This is a genomic window from Pseudomonas graminis, from assembly GCF_900111735.1.
Classification (GTDB): domain Bacteria; phylum Pseudomonadota; class Gammaproteobacteria; order Pseudomonadales; family Pseudomonadaceae; genus Aquipseudomonas; species Aquipseudomonas graminis.
Genome location: NZ_FOHW01000014.1, coordinates 85,851 through 111,535, shown reverse-complemented (window position 1 = coordinate 111,535; position 25,685 = coordinate 85,851). Strand labels below are relative to the sequence as shown.

At 62.2% G+C, this 25,685-nt stretch carries 20 protein-coding genes and 2 pseudogenes; 4 read left to right on the top strand and 18 right to left on the bottom strand.

Annotated elements, in window-relative coordinates; translation table 11 throughout:
- Positions 1-114: 114 nt before the first annotated feature.
- The 4 genes from BMY98_RS12810 to BMY98_RS12795 all read right to left on the bottom strand — a co-directional run bounded on the left by BMY98_RS12810 (position 115) and on the right by BMY98_RS12795 (position 3,318).
- The gene (locus tag BMY98_RS12810; RefSeq protein WP_074889627.1) at positions 115-1,218 is read right to left on the bottom strand and encodes an alkene reductase; all 1,104 of its coding nucleotides are present in this window, start codon (positions 1,216-1,218) and stop codon (positions 115-117) included.
- Positions 1,219-1,276: 58 nt separating this feature from the next.
- Positions 1,277-1,858: a TetR/AcrR family transcriptional regulator gene (locus BMY98_RS12805; protein WP_074889624.1), complete on the bottom strand. Its 582-nt coding sequence runs from the start codon at positions 1,856-1,858 to the stop codon at positions 1,277-1,279.
- Between the two features lie 70 nt (positions 1,859-1,928).
- Positions 1,929-2,414 (bottom strand): GNAT family N-acetyltransferase, encoded by a 486-nt coding sequence (locus BMY98_RS12800; RefSeq protein WP_074889622.1) that lies wholly within the window; start codon positions 2,412-2,414, stop codon positions 1,929-1,931.
- Positions 2,407-3,318: a LysR family transcriptional regulator gene (locus BMY98_RS12795; RefSeq protein WP_245760054.1), complete on the bottom strand. Its 912-nt coding sequence runs from the start codon at positions 3,316-3,318 to the stop codon at positions 2,407-2,409. Before BMY98_RS12795 ends, BMY98_RS12800 begins: the two co-directional genes overlap by 8 nt.
- Positions 3,319-3,487: 169 nt before the next feature.
- Between BMY98_RS12795 and BMY98_RS12790 the strand changes: the two genes are divergently transcribed.
- Complete coding sequence (locus BMY98_RS12790; RefSeq protein ID WP_074889619.1) at positions 3,488-3,877, top strand: RidA family protein; 390 nt, start codon at positions 3,488-3,490, stop codon at positions 3,875-3,877.
- 120 nt (positions 3,878-3,997) lie between these two features.
- Positions 3,998-4,693, top strand: coding sequence for a tRNA (adenine(22)-N(1))-methyltransferase (locus tag BMY98_RS12785; RefSeq protein WP_074889616.1), 696 nt, complete (start codon positions 3,998-4,000; stop codon positions 4,691-4,693).
- Between the two features lie 68 nt (positions 4,694-4,761).
- On the opposite strand, the gene BMY98_RS12780 is transcribed toward BMY98_RS12785, so the two are convergent.
- The 3 genes from BMY98_RS12780 to BMY98_RS12770 form a co-directional block, all read right to left on the bottom strand.
- Positions 4,762-6,183: a sugar porter family MFS transporter gene (locus BMY98_RS12780; protein ID WP_074889612.1), complete on the bottom strand. Its 1,422-nt coding sequence runs from the start codon at positions 6,181-6,183 to the stop codon at positions 4,762-4,764.
- A 196-nt stretch (positions 6,184-6,379) separates the two neighbouring features.
- Positions 6,380-9,031: an ATP-binding protein gene (locus tag BMY98_RS12775; RefSeq protein ID WP_175514164.1), complete on the bottom strand. Its 2,652-nt coding sequence runs from the start codon at positions 9,029-9,031 to the stop codon at positions 6,380-6,382.
- 281 nt (positions 9,032-9,312) lie between these two features.
- Complete coding sequence (locus tag BMY98_RS12770) at positions 9,313-10,125, bottom strand: phosphatase PAP2 family protein (protein ID WP_074889609.1); 813 nt, start codon at positions 10,123-10,125, stop codon at positions 9,313-9,315.
- A gap of 352 nt (positions 10,126-10,477) precedes the next feature.
- On the opposite strand from BMY98_RS12770, the gene pmrG reads away from it, so the two are divergent.
- Positions 10,478-11,164, top strand: a complete 687-nt coding sequence (gene pmrG / locus BMY98_RS12765) for a lipopolysaccharide core heptose(II)-phosphate phosphatase PmrG (protein WP_083398780.1) — start codon at positions 10,478-10,480, stop codon at positions 11,162-11,164.
- Positions 11,165-11,178: 14 nt separating this feature from the next.
- On the opposite strand, the gene BMY98_RS12760 is transcribed toward pmrG, so the two are convergent.
- The 10 genes and pseudogenes from BMY98_RS12760 to nosR all read right to left on the bottom strand — a co-directional run bounded on the left by BMY98_RS12760 (position 11,179) and on the right by nosR (position 23,423).
- The gene (locus tag BMY98_RS12760; RefSeq protein WP_074889606.1) at positions 11,179-11,472 is read right to left on the bottom strand and encodes a winged helix-turn-helix domain-containing protein; all 294 of its coding nucleotides are present in this window, start codon (positions 11,470-11,472) and stop codon (positions 11,179-11,181) included.
- Between the two features lie 601 nt (positions 11,473-12,073).
- Positions 12,074-13,468: a UDP-glucose dehydrogenase family protein gene (locus tag BMY98_RS12755; RefSeq protein WP_074889604.1), complete on the bottom strand. Its 1,395-nt coding sequence runs from the start codon at positions 13,466-13,468 to the stop codon at positions 12,074-12,076.
- Positions 13,446-13,851, bottom strand: a pseudogene (gene arnF, locus BMY98_RS12750) (4-amino-4-deoxy-L-arabinose-phosphoundecaprenol flippase subunit ArnF). Before arnF ends, BMY98_RS12755 begins: the two are co-directional and overlap by 23 nt.
- A 38-nt stretch (positions 13,852-13,889) precedes the next feature.
- The gene (locus BMY98_RS12745; protein ID WP_074889599.1) at positions 13,890-14,234 is read right to left on the bottom strand and encodes a DMT family transporter; all 345 of its coding nucleotides are present in this window, start codon (positions 14,232-14,234) and stop codon (positions 13,890-13,892) included.
- Positions 14,231-15,883 carry a lipid IV(A) 4-amino-4-deoxy-L-arabinosyltransferase gene (arnT, locus tag BMY98_RS12740; RefSeq protein WP_074889596.1) on the bottom strand — a complete coding sequence of 551 codons (1,653 nt, stop codon included), beginning with the start codon at positions 15,881-15,883 and terminating at the stop codon, positions 14,231-14,233. Before arnT ends, BMY98_RS12745 begins: the two co-directional genes overlap by 4 nt.
- Entirely contained in the window at positions 15,880-16,761 is an 882-nt protein-coding gene (gene arnD, locus BMY98_RS12735) for a 4-deoxy-4-formamido-L-arabinose-phosphoundecaprenol deformylase (RefSeq protein WP_074889593.1), read from the bottom strand. The genes arnT and arnD overlap by 4 nt, the downstream gene beginning before the upstream one ends.
- A complete protein-coding gene (arnA, locus tag BMY98_RS12730; RefSeq protein WP_074889590.1) occupies positions 16,761-18,773 on the bottom strand; it encodes a bifunctional UDP-4-amino-4-deoxy-L-arabinose formyltransferase/UDP-glucuronic acid oxidase ArnA in 2,013 nt (670 codons plus the stop codon). The genes arnD and arnA overlap by 1 nt, the downstream gene beginning before the upstream one ends.
- Positions 18,770-19,795, bottom strand: a complete 1,026-nt coding sequence (gene arnC / locus BMY98_RS12725; RefSeq protein ID WP_074889587.1) for an undecaprenyl-phosphate 4-deoxy-4-formamido-L-arabinose transferase — start codon at positions 19,793-19,795, stop codon at positions 18,770-18,772. The genes arnA and arnC overlap by 4 nt, the downstream gene beginning before the upstream one ends.
- Positions 19,792-20,940 carry a UDP-4-amino-4-deoxy-L-arabinose aminotransferase gene (gene arnB, locus BMY98_RS12720; RefSeq protein ID WP_074889584.1) on the bottom strand — a complete coding sequence of 383 codons (1,149 nt, stop codon included), beginning with the start codon at positions 20,938-20,940 and terminating at the stop codon, positions 19,792-19,794. The genes arnC and arnB overlap by 4 nt, the downstream gene beginning before the upstream one ends.
- A gap of 1,103 nt (positions 20,941-22,043) precedes the next feature.
- Positions 22,044-23,423, bottom strand: coding sequence for a response regulator c-di-GMP phosphodiesterase, NosR family (nosR, locus tag BMY98_RS12715; RefSeq protein WP_074889581.1), 1,380 nt, complete (start codon positions 23,421-23,423; stop codon positions 22,044-22,046).
- A 300-nt stretch (positions 23,424-23,723) separates the two neighbouring features.
- Between nosR and BMY98_RS12710 the strand changes: the two are divergent.
- Positions 23,724-24,632: pseudogene (locus tag BMY98_RS12710) on the top strand (ATP-binding protein); the annotation flags it as partial.
- Between the two features lie 3 nt (positions 24,633-24,635).
- Here BMY98_RS12710 and BMY98_RS12705 read toward each other — a convergent pair.
- The gene (locus BMY98_RS12705) at positions 24,636-25,448 is read right to left on the bottom strand and encodes a DUF1206 domain-containing protein (RefSeq protein ID WP_074889574.1); all 813 of its coding nucleotides are present in this window, start codon (positions 25,446-25,448) and stop codon (positions 24,636-24,638) included.
- Positions 25,449-25,685: the final 237 nt, after the last annotated feature.

The following is a 25,685-nucleotide window of genomic DNA, read 5'->3' as shown; positions in this document are numbered from 1 at the left end:
GATCATGTTTCCTCAAATTCCAGGCGTGCGGGCAGCGTCGGCCTTCGTGGGAAAGCCTTGCCGTTTAGCCGTTATTGAATGCGGTGCTTGAAAGCGGTGCGGTTGCCAGTGCTGTTAGTAAGTGCCCACCGGCCAGTCGGTGTAGCCCTTGGCGCCGCCGCCGTAATAGCTTTCACGCGGGGCGATGGTCAGATCGGCGCCGTGGCGCAGCCTCGCGACCAGGTCCGGGTTGGAGATGAACAGGCGGCCGAACGCGACGGCGTCGATCTTGCCCTGGGCGCGGCGCTCGACGGCCATGTCCAGGTCGTAGTTGTTGTTGCCTATGAACGGGCCGTTGAACTGGGCACTCAGCGCATCCATGTCGACGCCTGCCGGCACTTCACGGGAGGTGGCGGTCGCGCCTTCGACAAAGTGCAGATACGCCAGGTTGAAGCGGTTCAACTGCTGAATCAGGTAACCGTGCAACGCCATGACGTTGCTGTCCGGCGGCGTGTTGCCTGCATCCGGCGTGACCGGCGACAAGCGAATCCCGACGCGGTCGTTGCCCCAGATATCAACGATCGCCTGGGTGACTTCCAGCGTCAGTCGCGCGCGGTTTTCAATCGAGCCGCCGTATCTGTCGGTGCGCTGATTGGTGGAATCGCGCAGGAACTGGTCGAGCAAATAGCTGTTCGCCGAGTGGACTTCGACACCGTCGAACCCTGCGCGCTTGGCGTTCTCGGCCGCGTGCTTGTACTGCTCGATGATGCCGGGGATCTCGTCGGTTTCCAGCGCGCGCGGCATCGACACCGGCACAAAGCCGTCGACCGTGTAGGTGTTGCCCTCGGCCTGAATGGCGGACGGCGCGACCGGGGCTTCGCCGTTGGGCTGCAGGTCCACGCTGGAGAACCGGCCCACGTGCCAGAGCTGGCTGACGATCTTGCCGCCAGCCGCGTGCACGGCGTCGGTGACTTTGCGCCAACCGGCAACCTGCGCTTCGCTCCAGATCCCGGGCGTCGCTGCATAGCCGCGTCCCTGGGCCGAGATGTTGGTCGCTTCGGCCACGATCATCCCGGCGGTGGCGCGCTGGGCGTAATAGGTGGCGTGCAGTTCACCGGGCACGCCGTCTTCTTCATAGCGGCTGCGGGTGACGGGTGCCATGACGATGCGGTTGGCCATTTCGATGGCGCCCATCTGCACGGGGGAAAACAAGTCGGTGCTGTTACTGATATCACTCATTGAGAATTACTCGCATATTTGACCGGTCGTCTACCAATCTTTGAAAAAAAAGCGCCTGCTACCGCAGCAGGCGTTGGGTCAGGCTCATGGCCGTGTCGAAGGACATGGTGGACTTGTTGACCTTCACCAGAAGGGAAGCGCCCAGCCATAGTTGGTACAGGGTCTCGGCGAAGGCTTCGCTGCCTTCTTCGATGTGCAGGCTGCCGTCTGCCACGGCCATGTCGACACAGGCGGTGATGCGCTTGATGATCTTCGCCGTGCCGGCCTCCAGCACCCTGCGCATGTCCTCGGACAGGTCGCAGACTTCCGGGCCCAGCTTGACCACCAGGCATTTGCCTTCCGGATGATCGGTGCCCTGGGTCTCGATCCAGTAGTCGAAGTAGGCCAGCAGCTTTTCGACACCGCTGCCCGAGCGCGTCATGACGGTGTCGACGCGGCCCAGGTATTCGGAGAAGTACTCATCGAGCAACGCGGCGCCGAACTCTTCCTTCGATTTGAAGTAATAGTAAAACGAGCCCTTGGGCACGCCCGCCGCGCTCACCACTTCAGCCAGGCCCACGGCGGTGTAGCCCTTGTGGGTCATCAGCGACTTGGCGACGTCGATGATGTGTTGGCGCATTTCCAGGTTGGGTTTCTTCATAATGCGCAGCACCTTAAAACAAAACTGACCGGTCGTCTACAAAGTGACAAGTGCCCGCGATGAACGGCACTCATGTCAGGCGCATGCCCATCTCAAAGGCCCGCGTCTCGAACCCGAGCTCTTCATACAGCCGCCGCGCATGGGTATTGAAGCCCCACACCGACAGGCGAATGTCCTGCGCGCCGCGCTCCTGCGCCCACCCTTGCACTCGCTCAATCAGCCCACGGCCCAAGCCTTTGCCCCAGTAAACCTCGGCCACGCACACCGAGCCGATCCGCGCGAATGCCATCGGCTGCAGCAATGGCCCGCCCGCTGAAAACATCCCTGCGCTGACAAAACCCGCCGCTCGATCCCCGACAAACGCCAGGAAAATAACCTGCTCCGGATTGTTGAGAAAGCTCATCCAGTGAGGGGCATCGCGAGTGTAATCCCGGGTTTCAATCGCGTAGATATCGGGGCGCTCAGCGTGGTGAATGGCATTCAGCAGCTGCCCCAGTTCGCAGATTGCCGCCACGTCCTCGACCGTGGCTTGTCGGTAACTGATCACTTCATCCATTGCGCGTCGCTCCTTGTACAACCGTTGCGGAAGATCGGCTCTTGTACCCGTCGCCCATCAACTCCACAACCCAGTCGATGAACACCCGCAGCTTGAGGCTGATATGCCGGTTGGGCGGGAAGGCCACGTACATGGGCATCGATTCCAGCTGCCAGTCCTCGAACAACGCGATCAACTCACCGCTATGCACGGACGGCTGAGCCATGTACTGCGGCAGCCAGAGGGCGCCCATGCCGGCAAGACCTGCCGCGAGGTAAGCGTTGCCGTCGTCCACCGTGAGCAGGTAGCGGCTTTGCACCTGAACCCGTTCGCCGTCCCGCTGCAGCACCATCGGGAACAGCTGCCCGGTGCGCGCCCAGCGGAAACCGACGATGCGGTGCTGAAGTGCTTCGAGGTCACGGGGATGAGTCGGCGTGCCCGCGCGCCGCAGATAAGCAGGCGCCGCGTAGACGCCCAGCTGCAAGTCGGTGATGTGCCGGGCCATCAGCGATTGGTCGGTCAGCTCGCCGCCGCGCACCACGCAGTCGACGTTCTCGCCGATGAGGTCGATCATCCGGTCGCTTACGCCCAGGTCGATCTGGATGTCGGGGTAGCGGGCATTGAAGTCCGGCAGCGCCGGGATCAGCACCATGCGCGCGAACGGACTGGGCACATCCACACGCAAACGTCCCCGGGGCGCAGCGGAGGCGCTGGACAGACCGGTCTCGGCGTCGTCCAGATCCGCTAGCACGCGCAGCGCCCGTTCGTAGAACACAGCGCCGTCGGCCGTGACATTGACCTTGCGCGTGGTGCGGTTGAGCAGCTTGACCCGCAACCGTGCCTCGAGCTGCTGCACCAGTTGCGTCACGGTGGTCTTGCTCATGTGCAACGTGCCGGCGGCCTTGGTGAAGCTGCCGGTTTCCACGACTCAGACGAACGCCTGCATCGCGTCGAAACGGTCCATCGCGCCACCTTATTGTTTGGGGAATGCAAACAGTCTTGATCAGCGCTGCTGGTTTATCCAGCGAATCCTCCGCCCTACAGTCTGCCCATCAAAACCATGGAGCATCCCGCTCCGCTGAAGGAGAAAACCCATGACTGTTCGTGACGTTGTATTCCCGCCCGGCCGCCACGCGTTGTACGAGCGCAATCGCTACTCGCCGGCGATCAAATCCGCGGGCTTGCTGTTTGTCTCGGGGCAGGTCGGCAGCCGTGAAGATGGCTCGCCCGAACCCGATCTGCGCGCCCAGGTCCGCCTGGCATTTACCAATCTCAATACCATTCTCAACGCCGCCGGCTGCACCTTCGATGACGTGATTGACGTCACGGTGTTCATGGTCGATCCGCAGTCGACCCTCGAAAAAGCCTGGGAAGTGGTGCCGGAGTTCTGGGGCGAAGCGCCGCATCCGACCATCACGGCCGTCGGTGTGACCTGGCTGTATGGCTTCGATTTCGAGATCAAGGTCATCGCCAAGCTGCCTTAGTACCCGATGCTCAATCCGCCGGCCACGCCTCAACGCAGTTGAAATCCGCATCACAGCCCGACAGACTCACGCCCCGTTTCGGCAGGTCGTGCCGGGGCGCAGCGAGAAGGGGCGGCAAGGTTGAACGAACACACATTGTCCAGGCGTCTGGAGCGCGTGGCGGCGCTGGTGCCTGCCGGCGCGCGACTGGCCGACATCGGCTCCGATCACGCCTACTTGCCGGTGGCGTTGATGCGCCGTGGCCTCATTACCATGGCCGTGGCAGGGGAGGTGGCAACGACGCCGTTCAGCGCCGCACAACGTACGGTGCGCGAGAACGGTTTCGAGCAGCACATCCATGTGCGTCTGGCCGATGGCCTTGCTGCGATTGAGGTGGAAGACGGTATCGACACGATCAGCCTCTGCGGCATGGGCGGCGAGACGATTCGCGACATCTTTGAGGCGGGCGATGGGCGGCTCAGCGGAAGGGAGCTATTGATTCTGCAACCCAACGGCGGCGAGCCTGAACTGCGCCAGTGGTTGATGGATAACGCGTATCGCATCGTCCATGAGGACGTACTGCTGGAGAACCGCTTCGACTACGAAATCATCGTCGCCGAACGCAGCGGGCCAGTGGTGTACAGCCCTGAAGCGCTGTACTTCGGCCCACTGTTGATGCTCGAACGCAGCCCGGCGTTCCTCGACAAATGGCAGCGGCGGCTGCGTAACAAGCAACGCACCCTGGCCGGCTTGCAGCGGGCGCGGCAGGGCGTCTCGGAACACACGCTGCACGACACCGCACAGCAAGTTCGCTGGATCACCGAATTGCTCGGCTGAACGTGCGCGGTCTCAGCCCCCTCGGTTTCAAAGTCCCGGACGTAAGGCCCGGGCCCTGAATCCTTGTCTTAAAGCTCCTTCTTCATGTGCTTTTCGATCTGCTCCAGAGACTTGCCCTTGGTTTCCGGCAGGCACAGGAACACGAAGATCAGCGAACCGATGTTGATCGCCGCAAACACGAAGAAGGTCGGGTTGCCCAGGGTGTCCACCGCGATCGGGAAGAGGAACGCGACGGTCGCGTTGAACAGCCACTGCATCGACACCGCCGTGCCGGTCAGCAGGCCCCGCACCTGCATCGGGAACAGCTCGGACATGAGCAGCCAGTACACCGGCGAGATGCACATCTGCATGAACAGCAGGAACACCAGAATGCACGCCAGCGCGGCATAGCTCTGGGTCAGATTCTGCGGCATGAACATCAGTACGCAGCCCAACGCCGCCTGCATCATGATCACGATAACCAGGCCGGTCATCAGCAAGTGCCGACGCCCGTAACGGCCGATGGCCCAGATCCCCAGCAGCGTGGCGATCACCGACACGATGCCGTTGCCGATGGTTGCGGTCAGCGCAGCGTTGGTGCCCATGCCGGTGTGTTTGAGGATGATCGGCGTGTAGTACATGAACGCGTTGACGCCGGTGAACTGCGCGGTAAAGCCCAGCCCGACACCGATCAGCAACAACTTCAACACCCACGGCTGACGCAGCAGATCGCGAGCGGCGACGCGCTTGTGGGCTTCTTTCTCCTGGGCTTTCATTTCCTCGACTTCGCGCTTGGCGGCGTCTTTGGTGTCACGCAGTTGTTCGAGCACGTCTTGCGCTTCATCGAAGCGGCCTTTTGAGGCCAGCCAGCGCGGCGAGGGCGGCACGAAGAACGTACCGATCAGCAGCAAAACGCCCGGGACCATGGCGATGGCCAGCATGTAGCGCCAGATGCCGGGGGTGTGCAGTAACGCGGCGAGCACGGCGCTGAGCACGTAGGCCAGCAGTTGGCCGCTGACGATCATCAGCTCGTTGCGGCTGACCAGTCGGGCGCGGCGTGACGGCCCGGCGATCTCGGCGATGAACACCGGCACCGTGGCCGAGCCACCGCCAACGGCGATGCCCAGCAGAAAACGCGCGGCGACCATGAACGGCACCGAGGGCGCCGTGGCCGTGCCGAGTGCACCGACGATGAACAACAGCGACAGAATGCGCAGGGTCACGCGTCGGCCAAAACGGTCGGAGAGGTAACCGCTGGCCAGTGAGCCAAAGGCGGCGCCGACGATCAGCGATGCGGTGATCAGCCCTTCGCTGACCGGGTTCAGGCCAAGACCGCCCTGATCTAGCGGCAAGGTCATGAAGGGCAGGGCGCCCGCGATGATGCCCGTGTCGTAACCGAATGCGAGTGCGCCCATGGTGGCGACAAGGACCGAGATGAAAATCAGGCGACGCGGCGAAGTGCGCTGCTCGTCTGGTTGGCCTATGGCGGCGGATGGGGTGCTGGAAGACATGGAAACCTAAACCTCTCGTGGAACTGGCGTTATGCCGGTTCGCTGACGTCGTGGTTAGGGGCATGCGGGCTCTGTGAGTTCCGTGGGAGGGCGAAAAAAACTGACTGGTCGGTCTAGGGCCGATGTGCCCGGCCAGAGCCCCGGATTCTCGGGGCCACCGGCACGTACAGGGTGACAGTTGCAGTCCGGGCCGGACTCAGCAGCCATCCACGGTGCAGCCGATGGCTTGCGTGTTGCTCCGCTGCGCCCCCGTCGCGAGCATTTCGCCCACTTTCTGCGCGAAGCTGTCCATCCCGAACGGCTTGAGCAACACCGCCATGCCGGTCGCCAGTTGATCGCCACCCACGGCCGAGTTTTCCGCGTAACCGGTGACGAACAATACGTCGAGGGAAGGCAGCAGGGCGCGCGCGGCGTCGGCGACCTGCCGGCCATTCATGCCGCCGGGCAGGCCGACGTCGGTCACCAGCAGATCGATCGAGGGCATCGACTGCAGCATTTGCAAGCCCGACGGCCCGTCCATGGCTTCGCTGACCTGATAGCCGCGTTCGCGCAGGGTGTCGCACATCAGCATGCGCACGTGGGGTTCGTCGTCGATCACCAGCACGGTTTCGCCGCTCGTGCCGGGCTGCAAGGGGCAGCGGGTCTGTGCCTGCTCCCCCTCACCCAGGTAGCGTGGCAAGTAGAGCGTAACTGTCGTGCCCGCGCCGAGGGTGGAGCGCACCTGAACCGTGCCACCGGACTGGTGAACGAAACCGTGGATCATCGACAGTCCCAGGCCTGTGCCCTGACCGATGGGTTTGGTGGTAAAGAACGGGTCGAAGATCCGGTCGAGGATCTCCGGGGCAATGCCCGTGCCGGTGTCGCTCACGCTGATTTCAACGAAGTCGCCGGCGGGCAGCGAGGTCGTGACGCCTGCAGCGCTGTCAGCGGAGACGTTGCGGCTGTGCAGCGTGAGTTCGCCGCCGTTCGGCATGGCGTCGCGGGCGTTGAGGGTCAGATTGACCAGCGCGCTTTCCAGCTGCGCGGCGTCGATCTTGCTCAGCCACAGGTCGCCGCTGGCCATCGTTCGCAGGCTGATGGACGGGCCGCTGGTGGACGAAATGAGCTGACCCATTCCCGCGATGAGCCGGTTGACGTCGGTGGGCTTGGGGTCGAGGGTCTGACGACGGGAGAACGCCAAAAGCCGCTGGGTGAGGGTGGCCGCGCGATTGGCCGAGTCCTGGGCCGCGCCGACGTACCTGTCCAGCCCGTCGACCCGGCCGTTGGCGATGCGGCGGTCAATCATTTCCAGGCTGCCGATAATGCCGGCGAGCAAGTTGTTGAAGTCGTGGGCGATGCCGCCGGTGAGTTGCCCTACGGCTTCCATTTTGTGCGCCTGGCGCAGGGCCGAATGGACTGCGGACAATTCCTGGGAGCGGGCGAGCACGCGTTGCTCGAGGGTTTCGTTGGCGCTCTGGACCTGTTGAAACAGGGTGGCGTTATCGATGGCGATGGCCGCCTGAGCGGCCAGGGCCGAGATCAGATTTTCATCGCGCGGGGTGAATTGGCCGGGCTCGGGGTGGCCATAGAACAGCCCGCCCAACACTTCGCCGGAGCGCGACACCACTGACACGGCCAGATAACTACGCATCGGCGCATGGCCTGCCGGCAAACCGAAATGCGGGGAAATCCGCCCATAATGCGGGTCCAGCAGTATGTCGTCGGAGCGCATCGCGCCCGCCGTCAGGAACGCGGGCGCGAACACCGGGCTGGCACGCGGGCTGGCACGCGGGCCCGGCAGCCCGGCCAGTTCCGGCGACTGGACGCCAGACAGCGTGAAGAGGTCAAAATGATCGCCGGTGGCGTTGTGAAAATACCCGCCGATCTCGGCGCCGGTCATCTCGCGGCCGGCATCGGTCACCGTCTGTACAAGGCGCTTGAGGTCCAGCTCGAGGGCGAGCTCGGCATTGACCCGGTTGAGCGTTTCCAGCGTGCGGGTTTCCTCGCGCAACGCCGCTTCACTGGCCTCCAGCGCGGTACGGGCAATATGCGCCTGGGTGACGTCGTGACCTTCACAGAAAATGCCGGTGACCTGGCCTGCCTCATCGAGCAGCGGCTCATAGATGAAGTCCAGATAACGTACGTCCCGCGGTGCGTCGGGGTGACTGAGCCGGATCGGCGTGCCCTGATGCACCAGGCGCTCGCCGGTGGTGTAGACCGCATTCAGCCACTCGTAAAACCCTTGGCCGTCCAGCTCCGGGAACGCCTCGTAAATGGTTTTGCCAATGTAATCACGCTCGCCGAACAGCCGGGTGTAGGACTGGTTGACGAACTCGAAGCGGTGCTCCGGGCCGTTGAGGATGGTGATGAAACCGGGCGCCTGCTCGAACATCTTGCGTTGGCGGACCAGTTCCTGCGCCTTGCGCCGCTCGGCGAGGACCCGCTCGGTGACTTCGTGGCCCTGATTGAGGATCCCTGCAATTCGCCCGTTTTCGCCACGGATCGGCGTGAAGCTATAGTTCCACCACGTCTCATGCAGGCGCCCGCCACGCTCCATCATCAACAGTTGGTCGAACGCGGAAAAGCCTTCAGCATCCCTGACCGCCGCTTCGAGTTGCGGCCCGACGACGTCCCAGATCGCGGACCAGACTTCCCGCCCCGGGCGTCCCAGTACCGCCGGGTGCCGGTCTGCCGGAATCGGCGCCCAGGCGTCGTTGTACAGCAGGCAGAAATCTTCGCCCCAGTAGATGGCGGTCGGGAAGCTGGAGTGCAGGCAGATGCTGATGGCCGAGCGTAAAGACTGCGGCCACTCTGCCGGATCACCCAGTGAAGTCGACGCCCAGTCGAAATCCCGGATCAGCTGTCCCATTTCGCCGCCACCAAGGAGAAAGTCCTGGGGGCCAATTTGTACGTTGTCCGACATCATGGGCGACTTCTCGACGCTGTCATTCGAAAAAGGATGGACTTGGGACGATAAAATGGATTTCTGCGACTGGATGTACGGCAGAGAGTACGCAGCCAGCGCTGCCGCGTCGGCAGCAGATGGCACGTTCGTCACTGGGACCGCTTGAGCTCAACGCAAGTATAGCCCTGAGCCATCATCTTGGTCGGCGGTCGCCAGTGTGACAGTAATGCGGGGGGCTGTGTGGCCTATCGAGCGACGGCCGCGAATGCGGAAGGGGTTGCTTCGGTAGAGGGTGCAAGTTGCCGCCAGCCATAAAAGGCGAGGGCGGTGAGCAGCGCGCTGATCCACACAATGACGCCAGCCCAGAAGGTATGCGACATGAAATGCCAGCCCTGCAGGACGCGCGTCGTACCGTAAATGGCACCCAGGACCATCGAAGCGTAGAGGATCGCCCTCGCATGGCGCCATTGGTAACGGCGCGCGACGAAGTACAGGGCGACCATGGTGAAGCCGCCCGACGCGTGTCCGCCCGGCCAGCAGCGACCGGGGCCGGCTTCATGGAACATGCGGAAATTCTCGAACCATTCCTTTTTCTCCATGGCCCCGCCGTACAGCGTGGTTTCGACCGGGCAATAGATGCTGGTGTGGCTTTTGAAGAAATGGATCATGCCGGTGATGACGGCGAACGACACGACGATGAACAGGAAGTCCCGGCGGTGGCGAGCGGTGAAACGCAGCAGCGGGGCGATACGCAACCTCTCAAGCGCAGTCAGTAGCCGGTCGTCCCGTCCCGGTTTTAATAGCGGCCAGATGAACGACAGGATCGACCCGATGATGGCCGCTTCACCCGTGAGGTCGGGAATGATCCGCGGCCAACGGTGGGTCAGGTTTTCGAACAGTCGATTATGGCCAAACGGGAATTCGTGGTTGGGGTAATACAGCCAGTTGCTGATGACCTCGTCCAGGGAGGTGAGGTCGAAGACCACGAATATCGCCAGGGCGATGGCGATCGGCAAACCCAGGTTCCACGCGTAAAAGTTTGATCGTTCGTTTGGCACGCTTACTGTCCCGATGAGTGTGGTTCATAAACTTCCCCGGGGTATTGCGGGGCGCTGACTGAACTTACGCGCTGGCAGGTCAACCGGCAGTGAAGACAATGTGAAAACTGCATTCATGTGTATGGCTTTTTCGGGACTTTCAATCAAGAGATGGCGCGGTGTGTAAGGGGGGAGTTACATCAGGACAGTTACGTGCCTTTCCTGGCCACTTTTGGAACGTGAACGACTTTTAATAATCACTGTTTTTTTCACGTGCCGTTAACCAAACAGTCATGCATCGCTGTTTACGCTTGTTGCCATTCAATGACGCAGACTTCCATCTGCCGATGGACTGAACAGTCGGAGCAACACTATGCGCGAACACGTCAATGTCCCGCCCGTACACAGGGCGGGTAATTTATTCAAAAACGCCAAAAAATACCGTGTTCTATTAACCGCTGGTGCGATTGTCGTGTCGCTGCTGTTGTTGACGGGTTACACCTACTGGCCGCGTTCGCCCATTGCTCTCGCCAGCGGTGAGAACATGAACAGAGCGGGGCTTTATGACAGCTGGAAGAAAGGCGAGGTGGTGGTGCTGGTCCGCCATGGCGAGCGCTGCGACCGTTCAGACAATGAGTGTCTTGGCCCGAAGGACGGGATCACCCGCAATGGCAGCCAGGTGTCGGCAGAAGTGGGGCGTTCGCTCAGTCAGTTGGGGTTGGCGCAGACCGATATCCTCGCCAGCCCGTCCACACGCACGGCGCAGACCGCCGCGGCCCTGTTTGGCCATCCCGTCGCGTCTCAGGACTGGTTGTTTGATTGCGAGAAGATGAACCTGGGTCAAGTCATGGCGCACAAGGCAGACGACCGTAATCTGGTGGTGGTGACCCACAGCGGTTGTATCGGCCAGATAGAAAGCCAGCAGGGGTATCCCCATGCCGAAATAAGCGAATACGACAGTGCGGTGTTTATATCGCTGGATAAGCGGAGTCGGCCTGTTATCCGAGGCGTGCTTAATCCCGAAGACTGGAAGCAGTTGGCGATAAAGGGTGGTAATTAAGCCGAGGTGTGCGGCTATTTACAAAGTTGATAGCCGACGCCGTACACCGTATGAACCAGCGGATACGCAAAACCGTCATCGACCACTTTTCTGATTTGATGCACGCGAGTGCCGAGGCCGGTGCTCTTGTGAGTGCCTTGTTCGCCCCAAAGCATTTTGGCGATCTCTTCCTTGCTGACAATCGCCGGACTTCTTAGCATCAGCAGCGCCAGGATGTCGATGTTGGTGGGGTTGAGTTTGAGGTGTTTGTCCGCGCGGAACGCCCTGTATTTCCCGGTATCCAGCACCAGATCTTCAACAACCAGCATATTAGTGATTCCACCCTCGCGACAGTGGCGGGATAGTAGGGCCGCGATTGTCAAAAATTGGTTTGGGGGGTGTGAAGAACTCGTGGGACCGGCGCCGGACACAATGGTACGACCGGCTTCAGCCGGGAAGGCGTCAGTGGGCACGCTGCGAAATTGATGGTGAACAAACGGGCCTCTTCCCGGCTAAAGCCGGTCCCACTAAGAAGCATCGCGTGCATTCTGCGGGGCCGGCGCTGGACACAATGGTGGGACCGGCTTTAGCCGGGAAGGCGTCAGGCGTCACGCTGCGAAATTGATGGTGAACAAACGGGCCTCTTCCCGGCTAAAGCCGGTCCCACTAAAAAGCATCGCGTGCATTCTGCGGCGCCGGCGCCGAACACAATTGTGGGACCGGCTTTAGCCGGGAAGGCGTCAGGCGTCACGCTGCGAAATTGATGGTGAAAAAACGGGCCTCTTCCCGGCTAAAGCCGGTCCCACTAAGAGGCATCGCGTGCATTCCGCGGGGGCGGTGCCGGTCTCACTAAGAAGCATCGCTTGCATTCTGCGGGGGCGGTGCCGGACACAATGGTGGGACCGGCTTTAGCCGGGAAGGCGTCGGCCGCTACACCATCACCCCACCCGCCACGTTTTTGAATGGCATCCACTGCTTTTGCGGGATCGGCAGTTCGCAGGATTCCCCGCGCCCGATCGGGAAGTAGTGAAATCCGTTCTGGGCCAGGCGTTCTGTGTCGTACAGGTTGCGGCCGTCGAAGATCACCGGCGCGGCGAGGCGTTGCTGGATAAGCTCGAAATCCGGGGCCTTGAACTGTTGCCATTCGGTGCAGATGATCAGCGCGTCTGCGTCGTTCAACGTCGACTCCGGCGTACCCATCAAAATCAAATCCCTGCGGTTGCCGTAAAGACGCTGCGTCTCCTGCATGGCCTCGGGGTCGAACGCGCGCACGGTGGCGCCGGCGTCCCACAAGGCTTCCATCAGCACCCGGCTCGGCGCGTCGCGCATGTCGTCGGTGTTCGGCTTGAACGCCAGGCCCCACAGCGCGAATGTCTTGCCGCGCAGATCACCCTCGTAGAACGCCTTGACCCGCTCGAACAGCTTGTTCTTCTGCCGCTCATTGATCGCCTCGACCACCGCCAGCAGGTCGTTGGAGCAATGGGCTTCCCGGGCGCTGTGGATCAAGGCGCGAATGTCCTTGCCGAAACACGAGCCGCCATAACCGCAGCCGGGATAGATGAAGTCGTAACCGATCCGTGAATCTGCGCCGATGCCCAGCCGGACCGACTCCACGTCGGCGCCCAGATGCTCGGCCAGTTCGGCGATCTGGTTGATGAAGCTGATCTTGGTGGCCAGCATGCAGTTGGCCGCGTACTTGGTCAGCTCGGCGCTGCGCAGGTCCATGAACATGATCCGGTCATGGTTGCGGTTGAACGGCGCGTACAACTCGCGCATCACTTTGCGCACGGCATCGCTGTCGCAGCCGATGACGATCCGGTCCGGGCGCCGGCAGTCGTTGACCGCTGAACCCTCTTTGAGAAACTCGGGATTGGAGACGATATCGAACTGCAGCAAGCGACCGGCCTGGCGCAGCGCCTTGTCGATATGACCGCGCAACGCGTCGCCACTGCCCACCGGCACCGTTGACTTCTCGACGATGATCAGAGGCTCCGAACGGTACGTCGCGATGGCATCACCGACGGCGAAAAACCCCGTCAGGTCTGCCGAGCCGTCATCGCGGGACGGCGTGCCGACGGCGATGAACAGCACATCGGCGTGCTCGACCGCGCGTTGTGTGTCAGTGGTGAACTGCAGGCGCTTGTTCTCCAGGTTCTCGCGCACCAGGCCGGCCAGCCCCGGTTCGAAAATATGCACCTGACCCTGCCGCAACTGCTCGACCTTGGCCTGATCGATGTCCATGCAGACCACGTCGTGACCCACTTCAGCAAGCACGGTTGCTTGCACCAGACCGACATACCCGCTACCGAAAACGCTGATTTTCATTGAGGAAAGCCCTGTGAAGGTGTGCTGGAAATGCGCCGAAGGTTGATGGTCAGCACGCCCATCACGATCAGGATGACGCCCAAAGTTTTCGATACCGTGAACGTCTCATGGAAAAATGGCAGCGCCGCGGCGAGGGCATACACCAGCCCGTAGCTGACGCTGAGCAGGGAGTAGGCGCGACTGAGGGGCAGATCGCGCAGTGCCAGCAGCCAGGCGAGCATCGACAGGCCATACGCAATGATCGCGGCAGCAATCACCAGCACCGCGCCAAGCGCTATCTGCACCGGCACTGCCGGGTCCAGCCACAACTCTGGCGAGGGCAGACGGCTCATGCCCCAGCGCATACCCAACTGCGCTGCGCTGACCAGCGCCACGCTGCACATCGCCCACGCCGTTGCCATGCGCCTCAAGCCTGACCGGCTCACGCCTGACGCCCCAGCAGCACGACGCCAGCCAGAATCAACGCGACGCCCAACCAATGGACGGCGTCGGTGGACTCCTTGAAAACAAAGCGGCTGGCCAGGGTGATCAGCACCACGTTCAGGCCCAGCATCGGGTAAGCGATGCCGACGTCCAGACGCTGCAACACCAGCAGCCATCCGATGAGGCCCAATCCCAGACAACCCACGGCCAGCCACAACCAGAACGAGCGCGCCGCAACGAACACGCCGGGAAACGTGCCGCGCCAGCGCTCCACCGCGCACTTCTGCGCGACCTGGCCCAGGCACGTCAGCCCGCAGGTGGCCAACAGCAGCAGCCAGGTCATGGCGCTGACTTCCCGTAAATGAGGATGATCAGGTTGCCCTCGTCGTAGCGCTCGGCGTCCTTGGGCAGCAACTCGAGTTCGCGCAGTTCCTCGTCGGTTCTGCCGCGCATGACCACCCCGACCTGACCCTCGCTGCGGGCTTTGGTCATCCAGGTGTTGATCCTTTTCAGGGTCACTTCGCGGCCTGTCGCGTGGGGATACGCCAGGCCGTAATCCAGTTCGTTCCAGGTGTTGAAAAACGACACGTCGGTTCTGTTCAGGCGCCACGCCAGTGCCGACGCCGCGCCCAGATCATTGCTCAGCAAGTGCGTGCTGGCCGCCAGTTGCGCTTGATGGGCAAGCACAAACTGGTCAGGCGTCTTGTTATGCACCACGTCATAGGGCAGGGCAGCCGGCAACAACGCCACCAGCAGCCAGCTGCCCAGTGCCGGTGCGGCCCAATACTTCATCGGGCGAATGCCTTGCAGGGCATTGCTCGCACACCAGCCGCCCAGCACCATGATCGCCAGCAGCAGGCTCACCGGCTCGTGGTCATACACCGGATGCTTGAGTTGCAGGTACACCAGCGCCATTAGCCCGATCAACCCGGCCGCCGCGTTCAGCCAGCCATTGACGCGCAAGGCGGTGAGCTGGGCTTTATTCAGGCGCTCGATAAGCGCGTCGGCCATCAACAGCGCCATCGGCAGCAGGCACGGCAGAATGTAAGTCGGCAGCTTGCCGTTGCTGAGGCTGAGAAACGCCAGCGGCACCAGCAGCCAGATGAGGAGAAAGCCGGTTTCAGGGCGACGCATGCGCTGCCAGGCCTGGCGGAACGTGGCCGGCAGCAAGGCGGCCCATGGCAGGCAGGACACCACCAGCAGTGGCAGGTAAAACCACCAGGGTTCGGCGTGTTGGGCATCATTGCCTGCAAAGCGCCGGATGTGCTCGTGCCAGAAGAAGAACCGCCAGAAGTCGGGTTCCTGCCCATGCACCGCGAGCACCCACGGCAGGCTCACCAGGATGGCAATCAACACCGCCAGCGGCCCATAGCGAAGCAGTTCACCCAGACGCCGCTGCCAGAGCATGTAGGGCAGGGCGACCATCACCGGCAGCGCCCAGGCCAGAAATCCCTTGGTCATGAAGCCCATGGCGCAGGCCAGGCCGATCAGCGCCCAGGCGCCCAGTCGCGCACGCCCGCTGCTGTGAATGGCGCACCAGAACCCCACCAGCGTCAGGTTCGCCCACAAGGTGAACTGAGGATCGAGGTTGGCGTAACCGGCTTGCCCGGCAATAAACGCGAAGCTCATGAACAGCAGCGCACTGGCGAAACTCTTGCGCGGGTCGTTCCACATCCGCGCAGCCAGCCAGTAAGCGAGCATCACACTCAGACCGGTGCTCAGCGCTGAGACGATGCGCACGCCAAACAGGTTTTCACCAAAGATGGCTTGCCCCACGGCAATCAGCCAATAGCCCGCAGCGGGTTTCTCGAAATAACGCAGGCCCATGAAATGCGGCGCCGCCCAGTGACCGCTGTGCAGCATTTCCTGACTGATCTGCGCGTAGCGGGTTTCATCGGGAATCCACAATCCGTGGGACCCCAACGGCAGCAGATAGAACACGGCGAAGGCCAGCACCAGCAGGGCGATGTTGCGATGTTTGGCTTTGATCATCGCTGCACCCCCAGCCAGCCTTCGCGACCGCGCAGCGCTCCACGCATCAAGTGGCCTGCAGGCAGCTGATCCTGCCTGTCCGGCAACATCGCGCCGAGGGGCTGAAACTGGATGCCCTGGTTTTTCGCCTCGCCCAACAACGCGCGGAACCCAGGGGCCATGACAATGCCTTCGACCTCGGCGTGAACGGTGTAGACGTTCAGCTTCCAGGCCGCGAACCGCCCTAGGATGTCGTCGTTGAAGCCTTTGGCGTCGAGCTGTGGCGAAACCAGTTCGTCGTAAGTCGGCAGGTCCACCGGAATCTGCGGCGTGCCCAGCGCGCCATCGGCCAGCACCGGCCGGAATATCGACGTGCCCCGGCAGTCGCTGTTGTAGCGAAAACCGAATGCCTCCTTCGCCTGCACCACGCGTTCATCGGCGCGCCAGCCGGCGGCGGCGGAGCAGGTCACTGGGTGGCCGAGGATGTCGTTCAACACGTCAACGCCGCGCTGGATCTGATCGGTCAGCTCGGCTTCGCTCCAGCGCCCGGCATTGGCCTGCCAGCCGTGGTGATCCCAAGCGTGCAAGCCCACTTCATGACCGGCGTCCCGGGCCCGGCGCATCAGCGGCCCGAGATCGCGACCGATGGGTTTGCCGGGCCACGCGGTGCCCGCCAGGAGAATGTCCCAGCCGTACAGGCTCGCCGCTCGCGAACGCAGCATTTTCCAGAGGAACTGCGGCCGTGCGAGACGCCACAGATGGCGACCCATGTTGTCCGGACCAACACTGAAGAAAAACGTCGCCTTGACCTGCGCTTCGTCGAGCAGGTCCAGCAAACGCGGCACGCCGTCACGGGTGCCGCGCCAGGTGTCGACGTCGATGCGCAGTCCGGCCTTCATCAGCCGCGTGCGCCGGTAGTCACGTTCAGTTCCGCCTTCTCGGCCATGGCTTCCCGGAGGAAGAAGTCCAGGGTCTTGCCGATGGTTTCACTCAGTTCGATGGTCGGCGTCCAGCCGATCAGCCGTTTTGCGTTGTCGATGCTCGGCTTGCGATGGCTGACGTCCTGATAGCCCTTGCCGTAAAACGACTGGCTCTCGACTTCACGGAAACCGGCGAAGGGCGGGAAGTTGTGGCGCAGCGGGTGGGCTTCGAACTGACGCAGCAACTCGGTACCCAGTTGGCGAATGCTGGCTTCGTTTTCGGGGTTGCCGATGTTGATGATCTGGCCGTTGCAGAGCCCGCCCTTGTTTTCGATGATCCGCGCCAGGGCTTCGATGCCGTCGACGACGTCGGTGAAGCAGCGCTTCTGCGCGCCGCCGTCCACCAGTCGAATCGGCGTGCCCTCGACCAGGTGCAGAATCAGCTGAGTGATGGCCCGGGAGCTGCCGATGCGCGCGGAGTCCAGGCGGTCCAGCCGTGGCCCCATCCAGTTGAACGGGCGAAACAGGGTGAACTGCAAACCCTTCTGCCCGTAGGCCCAGATCACCCGGTCCAGCAACTGCTTGGACACCGAATAGATCCAGCGTTGTTTGTTGATCGGCCCGACCACCAGATTCGAGGTGTCTTCGTCGAAGCTGGCGTCCTGGCACATGCCATACACCTCAGAGGTCGACGGGAAGATCACGCGCTTGTTGTACTTGACGCAGTAGCGGACGATTTTCAGGTTTTCTTCGAAGTCCAGCTCGAACACCCGCAGCGGGTTGCGCGTGTATTCGATGGGCGTCGCGATCGCCACCAGCGGCAGCACCACGTCGCACTTCTTGATGTGGTACTCGATCCATTCGGAGTGGATGCTGATGTCGCCTTCGATGAAGTGGAAGTTCGGCCTGGCGCGCAGGCGTTCGATAGCGTCCGAGCCGATGTCCATGCCATAGATTTCATAGCGGTCGTCTTGCAGCAAACGTTCGGACAAGTGATTGCCGATGAAGCCGTTGACCCCGAGGATCAGTACGCGGGTGCGTCGGACCGAGCGGCGCGGGTCCATGCCCTGCAAGCGCGAGCCCTCCACCAGACCGAACTCTCGGGCCAGTTGCGCGCCGCTCAGGTAAAGACCGTCGTCGCCACGCTGGCCGGCATGGATCACCAGCGAGCCTTCGCCGCAGGCAATGCGCAACGGCTCGCAACCGAGCACCGTGCCGGGCGCTTCGCCGGTGTAGCCGGTCTCTGGGCGGGCGGCCCAGACAATCAGTTTGTGCTCACCCACCGGGCAGAAAGCGCCGGGATAGGGCTGGGTCACTGCCCGAACCAGATTGCCCAGACGGGTTGCCGGCAGCGACCAGTCGATCAAGCCGTCGGCGGCGGTGCGCCGGCCGTAACAGGTGGCGGCAGATTCATCCTGAGGTGTGCCCGACAACCGGCCTTGAGCGAGCAACGGCAGGGTTTCCGAGAGCAGGTCCGCGGCGGTTTCACGTAACTTGCCGTGCAGGGTCAGGGCCGTTTCAGTCGGGCTGATCGAGATCCGCTGTTGCGCCACGATCGGCCCTGCGTCGGCGCGCTTGACCATCTGGTGCAAGGTCACGCCGGTTTCGCTTTCGCCGTTCACCAGCACCCAGTTGGCCGGCGCCCGGCCCCGGTACTTGGGCAGCAGTGAGCCATGCAGGTTGAACGCGCCGTCTTTCGCGCAGGCCAGCAGCGGTTCACCGAGCAGTTGGCGGTAGTAGAAGGAGAAGATGAAATCGGGTTCGAGCCGGGCGATGCGCTCAAGCCACAGCGGGTGATTGGGGTCTTCCGGCGCGTGGACGGGAATCCCGTGCTGCGCGCACAGCTGCGCCACCGAACCGAAAAAGGTTTTCTCCTTCGGGTCGTCGGCGTGGGTGAACACCGCCACGATCTCATAACCGGCGTCGAGCAGTGCCTGCAAGCCAACGCAGCCAATATCGTGGTAAGCAAAAACGACAGCTTTCTTGTTCATGGTGCGACCTTGTGGGCGTAAGCGGGGGCAGAAGAGGGGGCAGCAGACTGGGCAGTATCGAGCGCTGTTACGGGGGAGCCGCGCACGACCTTTTCAATGAAGAAGCGCGGCCTTGCGCGCACGTCGCTGTACATGCGGCCGAGGTATTCGCCGAGCAGGCCCATGCCGATGAACTGGCCGCCGGTGAACACGAACAGCACCGCAAACAGGACGAAGGTGCCGTGCCCGGCCCACGGCGCGCCGAAGATCAGACGCAGGACAACCAGCGCGAGGGCGAACAGCACGCCCAGGATGGCCATGCCGACACCGACGATGCTCAGCAGACGCAGGGGCGTAGTGGTCATGCAGGTGATCAGGTCGAACATCAGGTTGATCAGGCGCATGGGGCTGTACTTGGAATCGCCGTGCTCGCGCTCGGCGTGCTCGACCAGGATTTCCGTGGTGTGCCGGGCGAAGCTGTTGGCCAGAATCGGGATGAAGGTGCTGCGTTCCCGGCAGGCGAGCATGGCGTCGACGATGTTGCGCCGGTACGCGCGGAGCATGCAGCCGTAGTCATTCATCGCCACGCCGGTGGAGCGCTGCACGGCCAGGTTGATGAGTTTCGACGGCCAGCGCCGCCAGGCGGAGTCCTGCCGATGATTGCGCACCGTGCCGACCACGTCGTAACCCTGTTCGGCAAGTCGCACCAGACGCGGTATTTCTTCGGGCGGGTTCTGCAGGTCGGCGTCCAGGGTGATCACCACATCGCCTTTGCACTGCTCGAAGCCGGCCATGATCGCGGCGTGCTGGCCGTAATTGCGGTTGAGAATGACCGCCACCACATGGCTGCCCTCACGCTCCGCCGCCTGCTGAAGCAGTTCGGCCGAGTCATCCCGGCTGCCATCGTCCACCAGCACGATTTCAAAGGCATGGCCGAGCAGGGCGCAGGCGGCCTCCGTGCGGCGCAGCAATTCGGGCAGGCTCTCTTGCTCGTTGTAGACCGGGATGACGATGGACACGCAATTGATGGGAAAGGCTTTCAACGCGGCGCTCCCACGATGGATTCAATGGCCCCGACCACCCGCTCGACGTCGTCGCGGGTCATGTCGGGGAACAGCGGAATCGAACACAGCCGCGACGAATTCCACTCGGTGTTCGGCAAATGCACGTCCGGGAAACGCTGTCGGTAATACCGGTGCAGGTGAGTGGCGATGAAGTGAATGCCGGTGCCGATGCGCTGCTCTTGCAGCGCTTTCATGAAACCGTCGCGGTCGAGCCCGCAGCGCTCGGGGTCGATGCGCAAAATGAACAGATGCCAGGCGTGGTGCTGCGGGTACACGGGCTGAGAGAGCGGTATCACCGGGCTGCCCGCCAGTCGGTCCAGGTAGTGGCTGGCCAGCCGACGGCGCTTCTCGTTGATGTGATCCAGCCGGTGCAATTGTACGAGGGCGATGCTGGCGTTGATGTCCGCCAGGTTGTATTTGAAGCCGGGCTCGATGACTTCAGCCTGGGGTTTGCGGCCCAGGGTCAGGCGATCGTAGGCATCGACGCCGAGGCCGTGGAATTTCAGCTGGCGCACCCGGTCGGCCAGCACGGCGTGATCGGTGACGAACATCGCGCCTTCTGCGCAGGTCATGTTTTTAATGGCATGGAAGGAAAAGATCGCCGTGCCGCGGCTGCCCACCGGCTGGCCCTTGTAGCCCGTGCCTGCCGCGTGGGCGGCGTCTTCGATGACCGCGATGCCGTGGCGGTCGGCCAGCGCGTAAATCGGGTCGAGGTCGCAGGCGGCGCCGGCGTAATGCACCGGAACGATGGCTTTTGTACGCGGGGTAATGGCCTGTTCGATCAGCTCGGCGTCGGTCATCAAGGTGTCCCGGTCAACGTCGACAAACACCGGCGTTGCCCCCAGCAGGCAGATCATGTTGGCCGTCGAGACCCAGGTCTGCGAGGGCGTGATAACTTCATCGCCGGGGCCAACGCCCAGCGCGAGCAGGGCGATGTGCATGGCGCCTGTCGCGGACGAAACCGCCACCGCGTGCCGTGCACCGACCCGCTCGGCGAACTGCGTTTCCAGCTGCTGACACTCCGGGCCCGTGGTGATCCAGCCGGACCGCAGCACGCGGGTGACGGCTGCCACTTCTTCATCGCCGATACTGGGGCGGGAAAAAGGAAGAAAAGCCTCATTCATAATTAGAACGTCCCAGTGAAGTCCGATATGTGGCGATGCGAAGCCGCAGACACAGGTGTGCGCGGATCGTCAGTTTTTATAAGCGCTCAAGGTGTATCAGCAATGTGAGCTTCGCCGGATAACGCCGGTCAAGAGCGTCGCTTAAACATGTTCTGGCGGATCATTGAATCGCAGGTTAGTCGCTCAAATATGAAAATAATGTGTGTGGAGTGTAGGTATTCTGTCTTGGAATTTTGCTGTCAGGGTCAATGATCTCGGGCGTACCAGCTCGTTGTGACAATTGTTCGTGCGGGTTCATATTTAAGCCTGTTTATCAACAGTGGGGCCGCTGTTATTTCGATGGCAGACAGCATCTGTTCAATAAGCTGTTTATTCAAGTTTGAGCGGATTCAACACCGTCCATGCCGGGAACAACACTAAGTCCTCCATTAATATGTAGTGACGCACGCAGCAATTACCCTCTGCTTCCAATGGATGTGTATTTTTCAAGGTCGTCCACCTATCGGGATTTCGCGAATGTGTTCGCAAAGGCCTGCGTTTACAAAGGGCGGGTCCGCGCTCTTTCATGGCCGCTCCCTTAACGTTAGCGCCCGCATACTTAATCGCAGCTGAACATGAAGCAGGCTAGGACCGGCTTCAGCCGGGAAGAGGCCAGTGCATTCACCCAAAATTTCGCAGCGCGATTACGTGCGTTGTCGAGATCCACTGTAGGAGCGCGCTTGCCCGCGAATGCGTTGTGTCAGCCGACATCTTCTTTTCCGCCCCCCCGGGTTCGCCAGCAAGCCGGCTCCCACAGACTTCCGCTCGCCATCAGTGTTGTGGCGTAACAACCAACGCCTTCCCGGCTAAAGCCGGTCCTACAATGGTGTTCCACCGCCAGTCCCTCGCTGCATGGAATCTGTGGTGGAACGGACTGGATGAACACGCTGCTCTTCGCCGGAGCCCGCAGCAAGCTGGTTGCTACAGATATTGTGTGCGCCGACGATTACGTGCGTTGCCGCGGTCCATTGTGGGAGCGCGCTTGCCCGCGAATGCGTGGTGTCAGCCGACATCTTCGTTTCAGACCCGCCGAGGGCTTTGACGCGGTGATCCGTACCGGGGCGTCACCCGACCTGAGTCCAGTGGTTCTTCGGCGGCTCTGAACCGGGGACGTGTTCGGGCAGGCGCACGAAAATGCTGTAGTGGGCCTTGTTGTCGATGGCTTCGAAGGCCGCCAGCTTTTCGATCAGCGCGGCGTTGACCACTTTGCCCGCATTGAGCAGCAGCATGCCGTTGTCCGCATTCAAGTTGCGCACCAGCGTCATGCCCGGCACCAGCTCTCGGGTGGTGACGGCCTTGACGGTAGGGTCGTTGAGCACCGCGTCGTCCAGGTACGCGGCGCAGGCCTTGGCGAAGTCCTCGATCAAGCCGGGGTCGTAAAGCTTGCCGGCGTAGCGGCGGATGAACAGCAAGGCCTCGCCGCTGCTCAGGTGCCGTTCCAGAATCAGCCCGCGCTGCAGTTCGATGAAGTCCACGGCCAGCTTGAGCAGCCGTGCGCCGTAGGGGATTGCTTCACCCTTGAGATGCGCCGGAAAGCCGCTGCCGTCCCAGCGTTCCTGGTGATGCAGGATCAGGCTGGCGGCGTCCTGAATCGGTTCGAGGGTCATCAGCAACGATTCGCTCTGCCGTGGGTAACTGCGCCAGGTGTCGCGGTCGGCGTGGCTGACCATGTCCGACGGGATGTTGATCAACGCGTCGCTCCAGCCCAATTTGCCGATGTTGTACAGCGCGGCGGCCATGCACAGGTCGCGGCGCGTGGACTCGTCCAGATTGAGGTGGTTGCTGCACGCATTGATCAGGTCGATGACTTCGCGGTTGGTCTGCTTGTCCGCGGGCAGGCGCTGATTGACCAGCATCGAAAACACTTCGGTACCGGTGGCGTAGCTGTGCTTGAGCTCTTCGTAGGCCAGGTCGAGCATGTCGGCGGTCTGCTGCAACTCGGCGGTGCGCGCCAGCACGCGTTTTTCGAGGGTGGCGTTGAGGCTTTTCAGCTCGTCGTTCTGCCGCTGGGTGAGCTGCTCGAGGCGCTGTCTTTCACGCTCGGAAAACTGGAACGCCAGGGACTGGCGCAGGGTCAGCACCAGTTCTTCGTCGGTCCAGGGTTTGGCGATGTAGCGATGCACATGGCCCTGGTTGATGGCTTTGACGATGGTTTCGAGGTCGACGTAACCGGTCAGCAGGATGCGCGTGGTGTCCGGGTACAGGCTGTAGACCTGCGCCAGCAGCGCCGCGCCGTCCATGCCCGGCATACGCGCGTCGCTGACGATCAGGTCGACCGGTTGTTCGGCCATGATCTTCAGGGCCTGTTCGCCACTGGTAGCCAGCAACACGTCGTAGGGTTGCTCGCGAAGCAGGCGGCGCAGGCTGTTCAGAATCGATTCTTCGTCGTCCACCAAGAGGAGGGTGGGGCGTGACTGCACCGAAACACTCGCTGGGGCTTGCATGGTTGAGCCTCTCGTCGTCGCCATCTTGATCGAAACGGACTGCTGGATGCCGCAAGGTTAGTTGAGATATGGCCACTCTTCGCGGCGTTTGAGCAATAAAATCAGGGCCTCAACTTCGCGCTCGACGGGCCGACACTTAGGCATGAGTCCACGCGACGAGGCACTCGGTCGATCATGTTGCTCCTGCAGATATTCTCGATCATTTCCGTCTGCCTGCTGATGCTGCTGGGTCGCTGGCTGCTGCACAGCTATCAGGTGATCAACCGGGTCAACGAGGACCTGCAGGCGGCCAACGAAAGCCTGGAGCGCCGCGTCGAGGAGCGCACCCGGGCATTCAAGCAGGCCAGTCACGCGTTACAGGTCGAGATCGACGAGCGCAAGCAGCTGGAAAGCCAGTTGATCGGCGCTGAAAAGCTGGCCTCGCTGGGGCAGATGGCGGCCGGCATCGCCCACGAGATCAACAACCCCATTGGTTTCATCTCGTCGAACCTGGGCACGCTGGCGGTCTATTTCGGCAAGATCCAGGAAGTGCTCAAGGCCTACAAAGCCGCCGAGGATCAGTTGGGGCCGCCTGAATGTCTTGAGGTGCTGGAAGGCGTGAAAACGCGTCTGGACCTGGCCTTTGTCGAAGCGGAAATCCCCTTGCTGATTCAGGAATCGCGCGACGGGGTGGCCCGCGCCGCGCAGATCATCAAGGACCTCAGAGAGTTCTCCCGGGCCGACACCAACCCTCAGTGGCAGTGGGCGAGCCTGCAACGCGGTATTGATTCGACGCTGAACATCGCCGCCAACGCGGTCAAGTACAAGGCCGACATCGTCAAGCACTATGTGCCATTGCCGGACATCGAATGCCTGCCGGCGCAGCTTAATCAGGTGATCATGAATCTGGTGGTGAATGCCGCCCAGGCCATCGGCCCGGAGCGCGGCACCATTACGCTGCGCAACGGCGTGCAGGGGGACAGCGTTTGGCTGGAGATCAGCGACACCGGGACAGGCATTGCGCCGGAGGTGCTGCCGAAGATTTTCGACCCGTTCTTCACCACCAAACCGGTGGGCCAGGGGACGGGGCTGGGGCTGTCGTTGTCCTACGGGATTGTGCAAAAGCATGGCGGCACGATCAGCGTGCGTAGCCTGGAAGGGGTTGGCACCACCTTTCGCATCGAACTGCCGGTTCGCCAGCAGCGCCCTGAACAGGGCGCTGTGAATTGAGACCTAGGCGTGGGACATGCCGGGCACGTCCATGTTGATCCGTCGCCAGGCGGCTTCGGCAAAGCTGTACACCGAAAACGCGATCAGACCCAGCGCCATGACCATCAACACCACGCCACCGGCCGGCAGGTTTTGCAGCGCGTTGAGTGCATCTTTCAGCCCGGGCGGGTGCATCGCCTGATAGCTCGAACCACTGATGGCCAGCAGCACGCTTATTTCAACGAACGCCACCCCGCGCGCGATCAAGCCGAAGCGGGACACGGGGGTTACGTATCTCATGACGTCCTCGTCGGCCTCGAAATACTTCTCGAACGAGGCTTTCCAGCCTTTGAAGAAATGCGCGATGCCGACGCCCAGTGGCACCAGTGCGACCAGGTAGACCACCAGATTGGAGTATTTCCACGACAGCAGGGTGGCGAGCAGGTCTTGGGTCTGACCGCCGCCACCGCCGGAACTGCGCAGGCCGTCGATCAGCAGGCCCAGGGCAAAGAACGCCAGCGCACCGTTGACCAGCCCGCCCGCGAGCAACCCGCCGCGAATGACCAGCCCCTTGAGTTCGGTGCCGTGATGGTCAACATCGCGGGTGGCTTGCAACACCCGCCAGGCGGCGAACGCCAGCAGACCGGCGACCACCAGCCCGACCAGAAAGTGGCCGAACGGCTGGCTGAACAGGGCCTCGAGGCTGCTGTGACTGTCTTTGGGGCGGGATGAATCGCGGGCGGCGAGCAGGGCAAAAATGCCGATGATCAGGTACAGAACGCCGCGGGCGGCGTAACCCGATCGGGCGAGCAGGACAAGGGTGTGGTGCGGCGACATCGAAGGTTCTCCGGTTAAGCAATAGATCAGCAGACCCGGGAGCGCGCGAGGGGTTCGATCGGGTTGCTTTTTGCAGGACCGGCACCACCGGGAATCCCAACCGCTGCACGCGACGCTTTTCAGTGGGACCGGCTTCAGCCGGGAAGAGGCCGGTGCATACACCGTGATCGTTCCCACGCTCCGCGTGGTAATGCATCCGCCGACGCTCGGCGTCAAAGCGATGGACGCGGAGCGTCC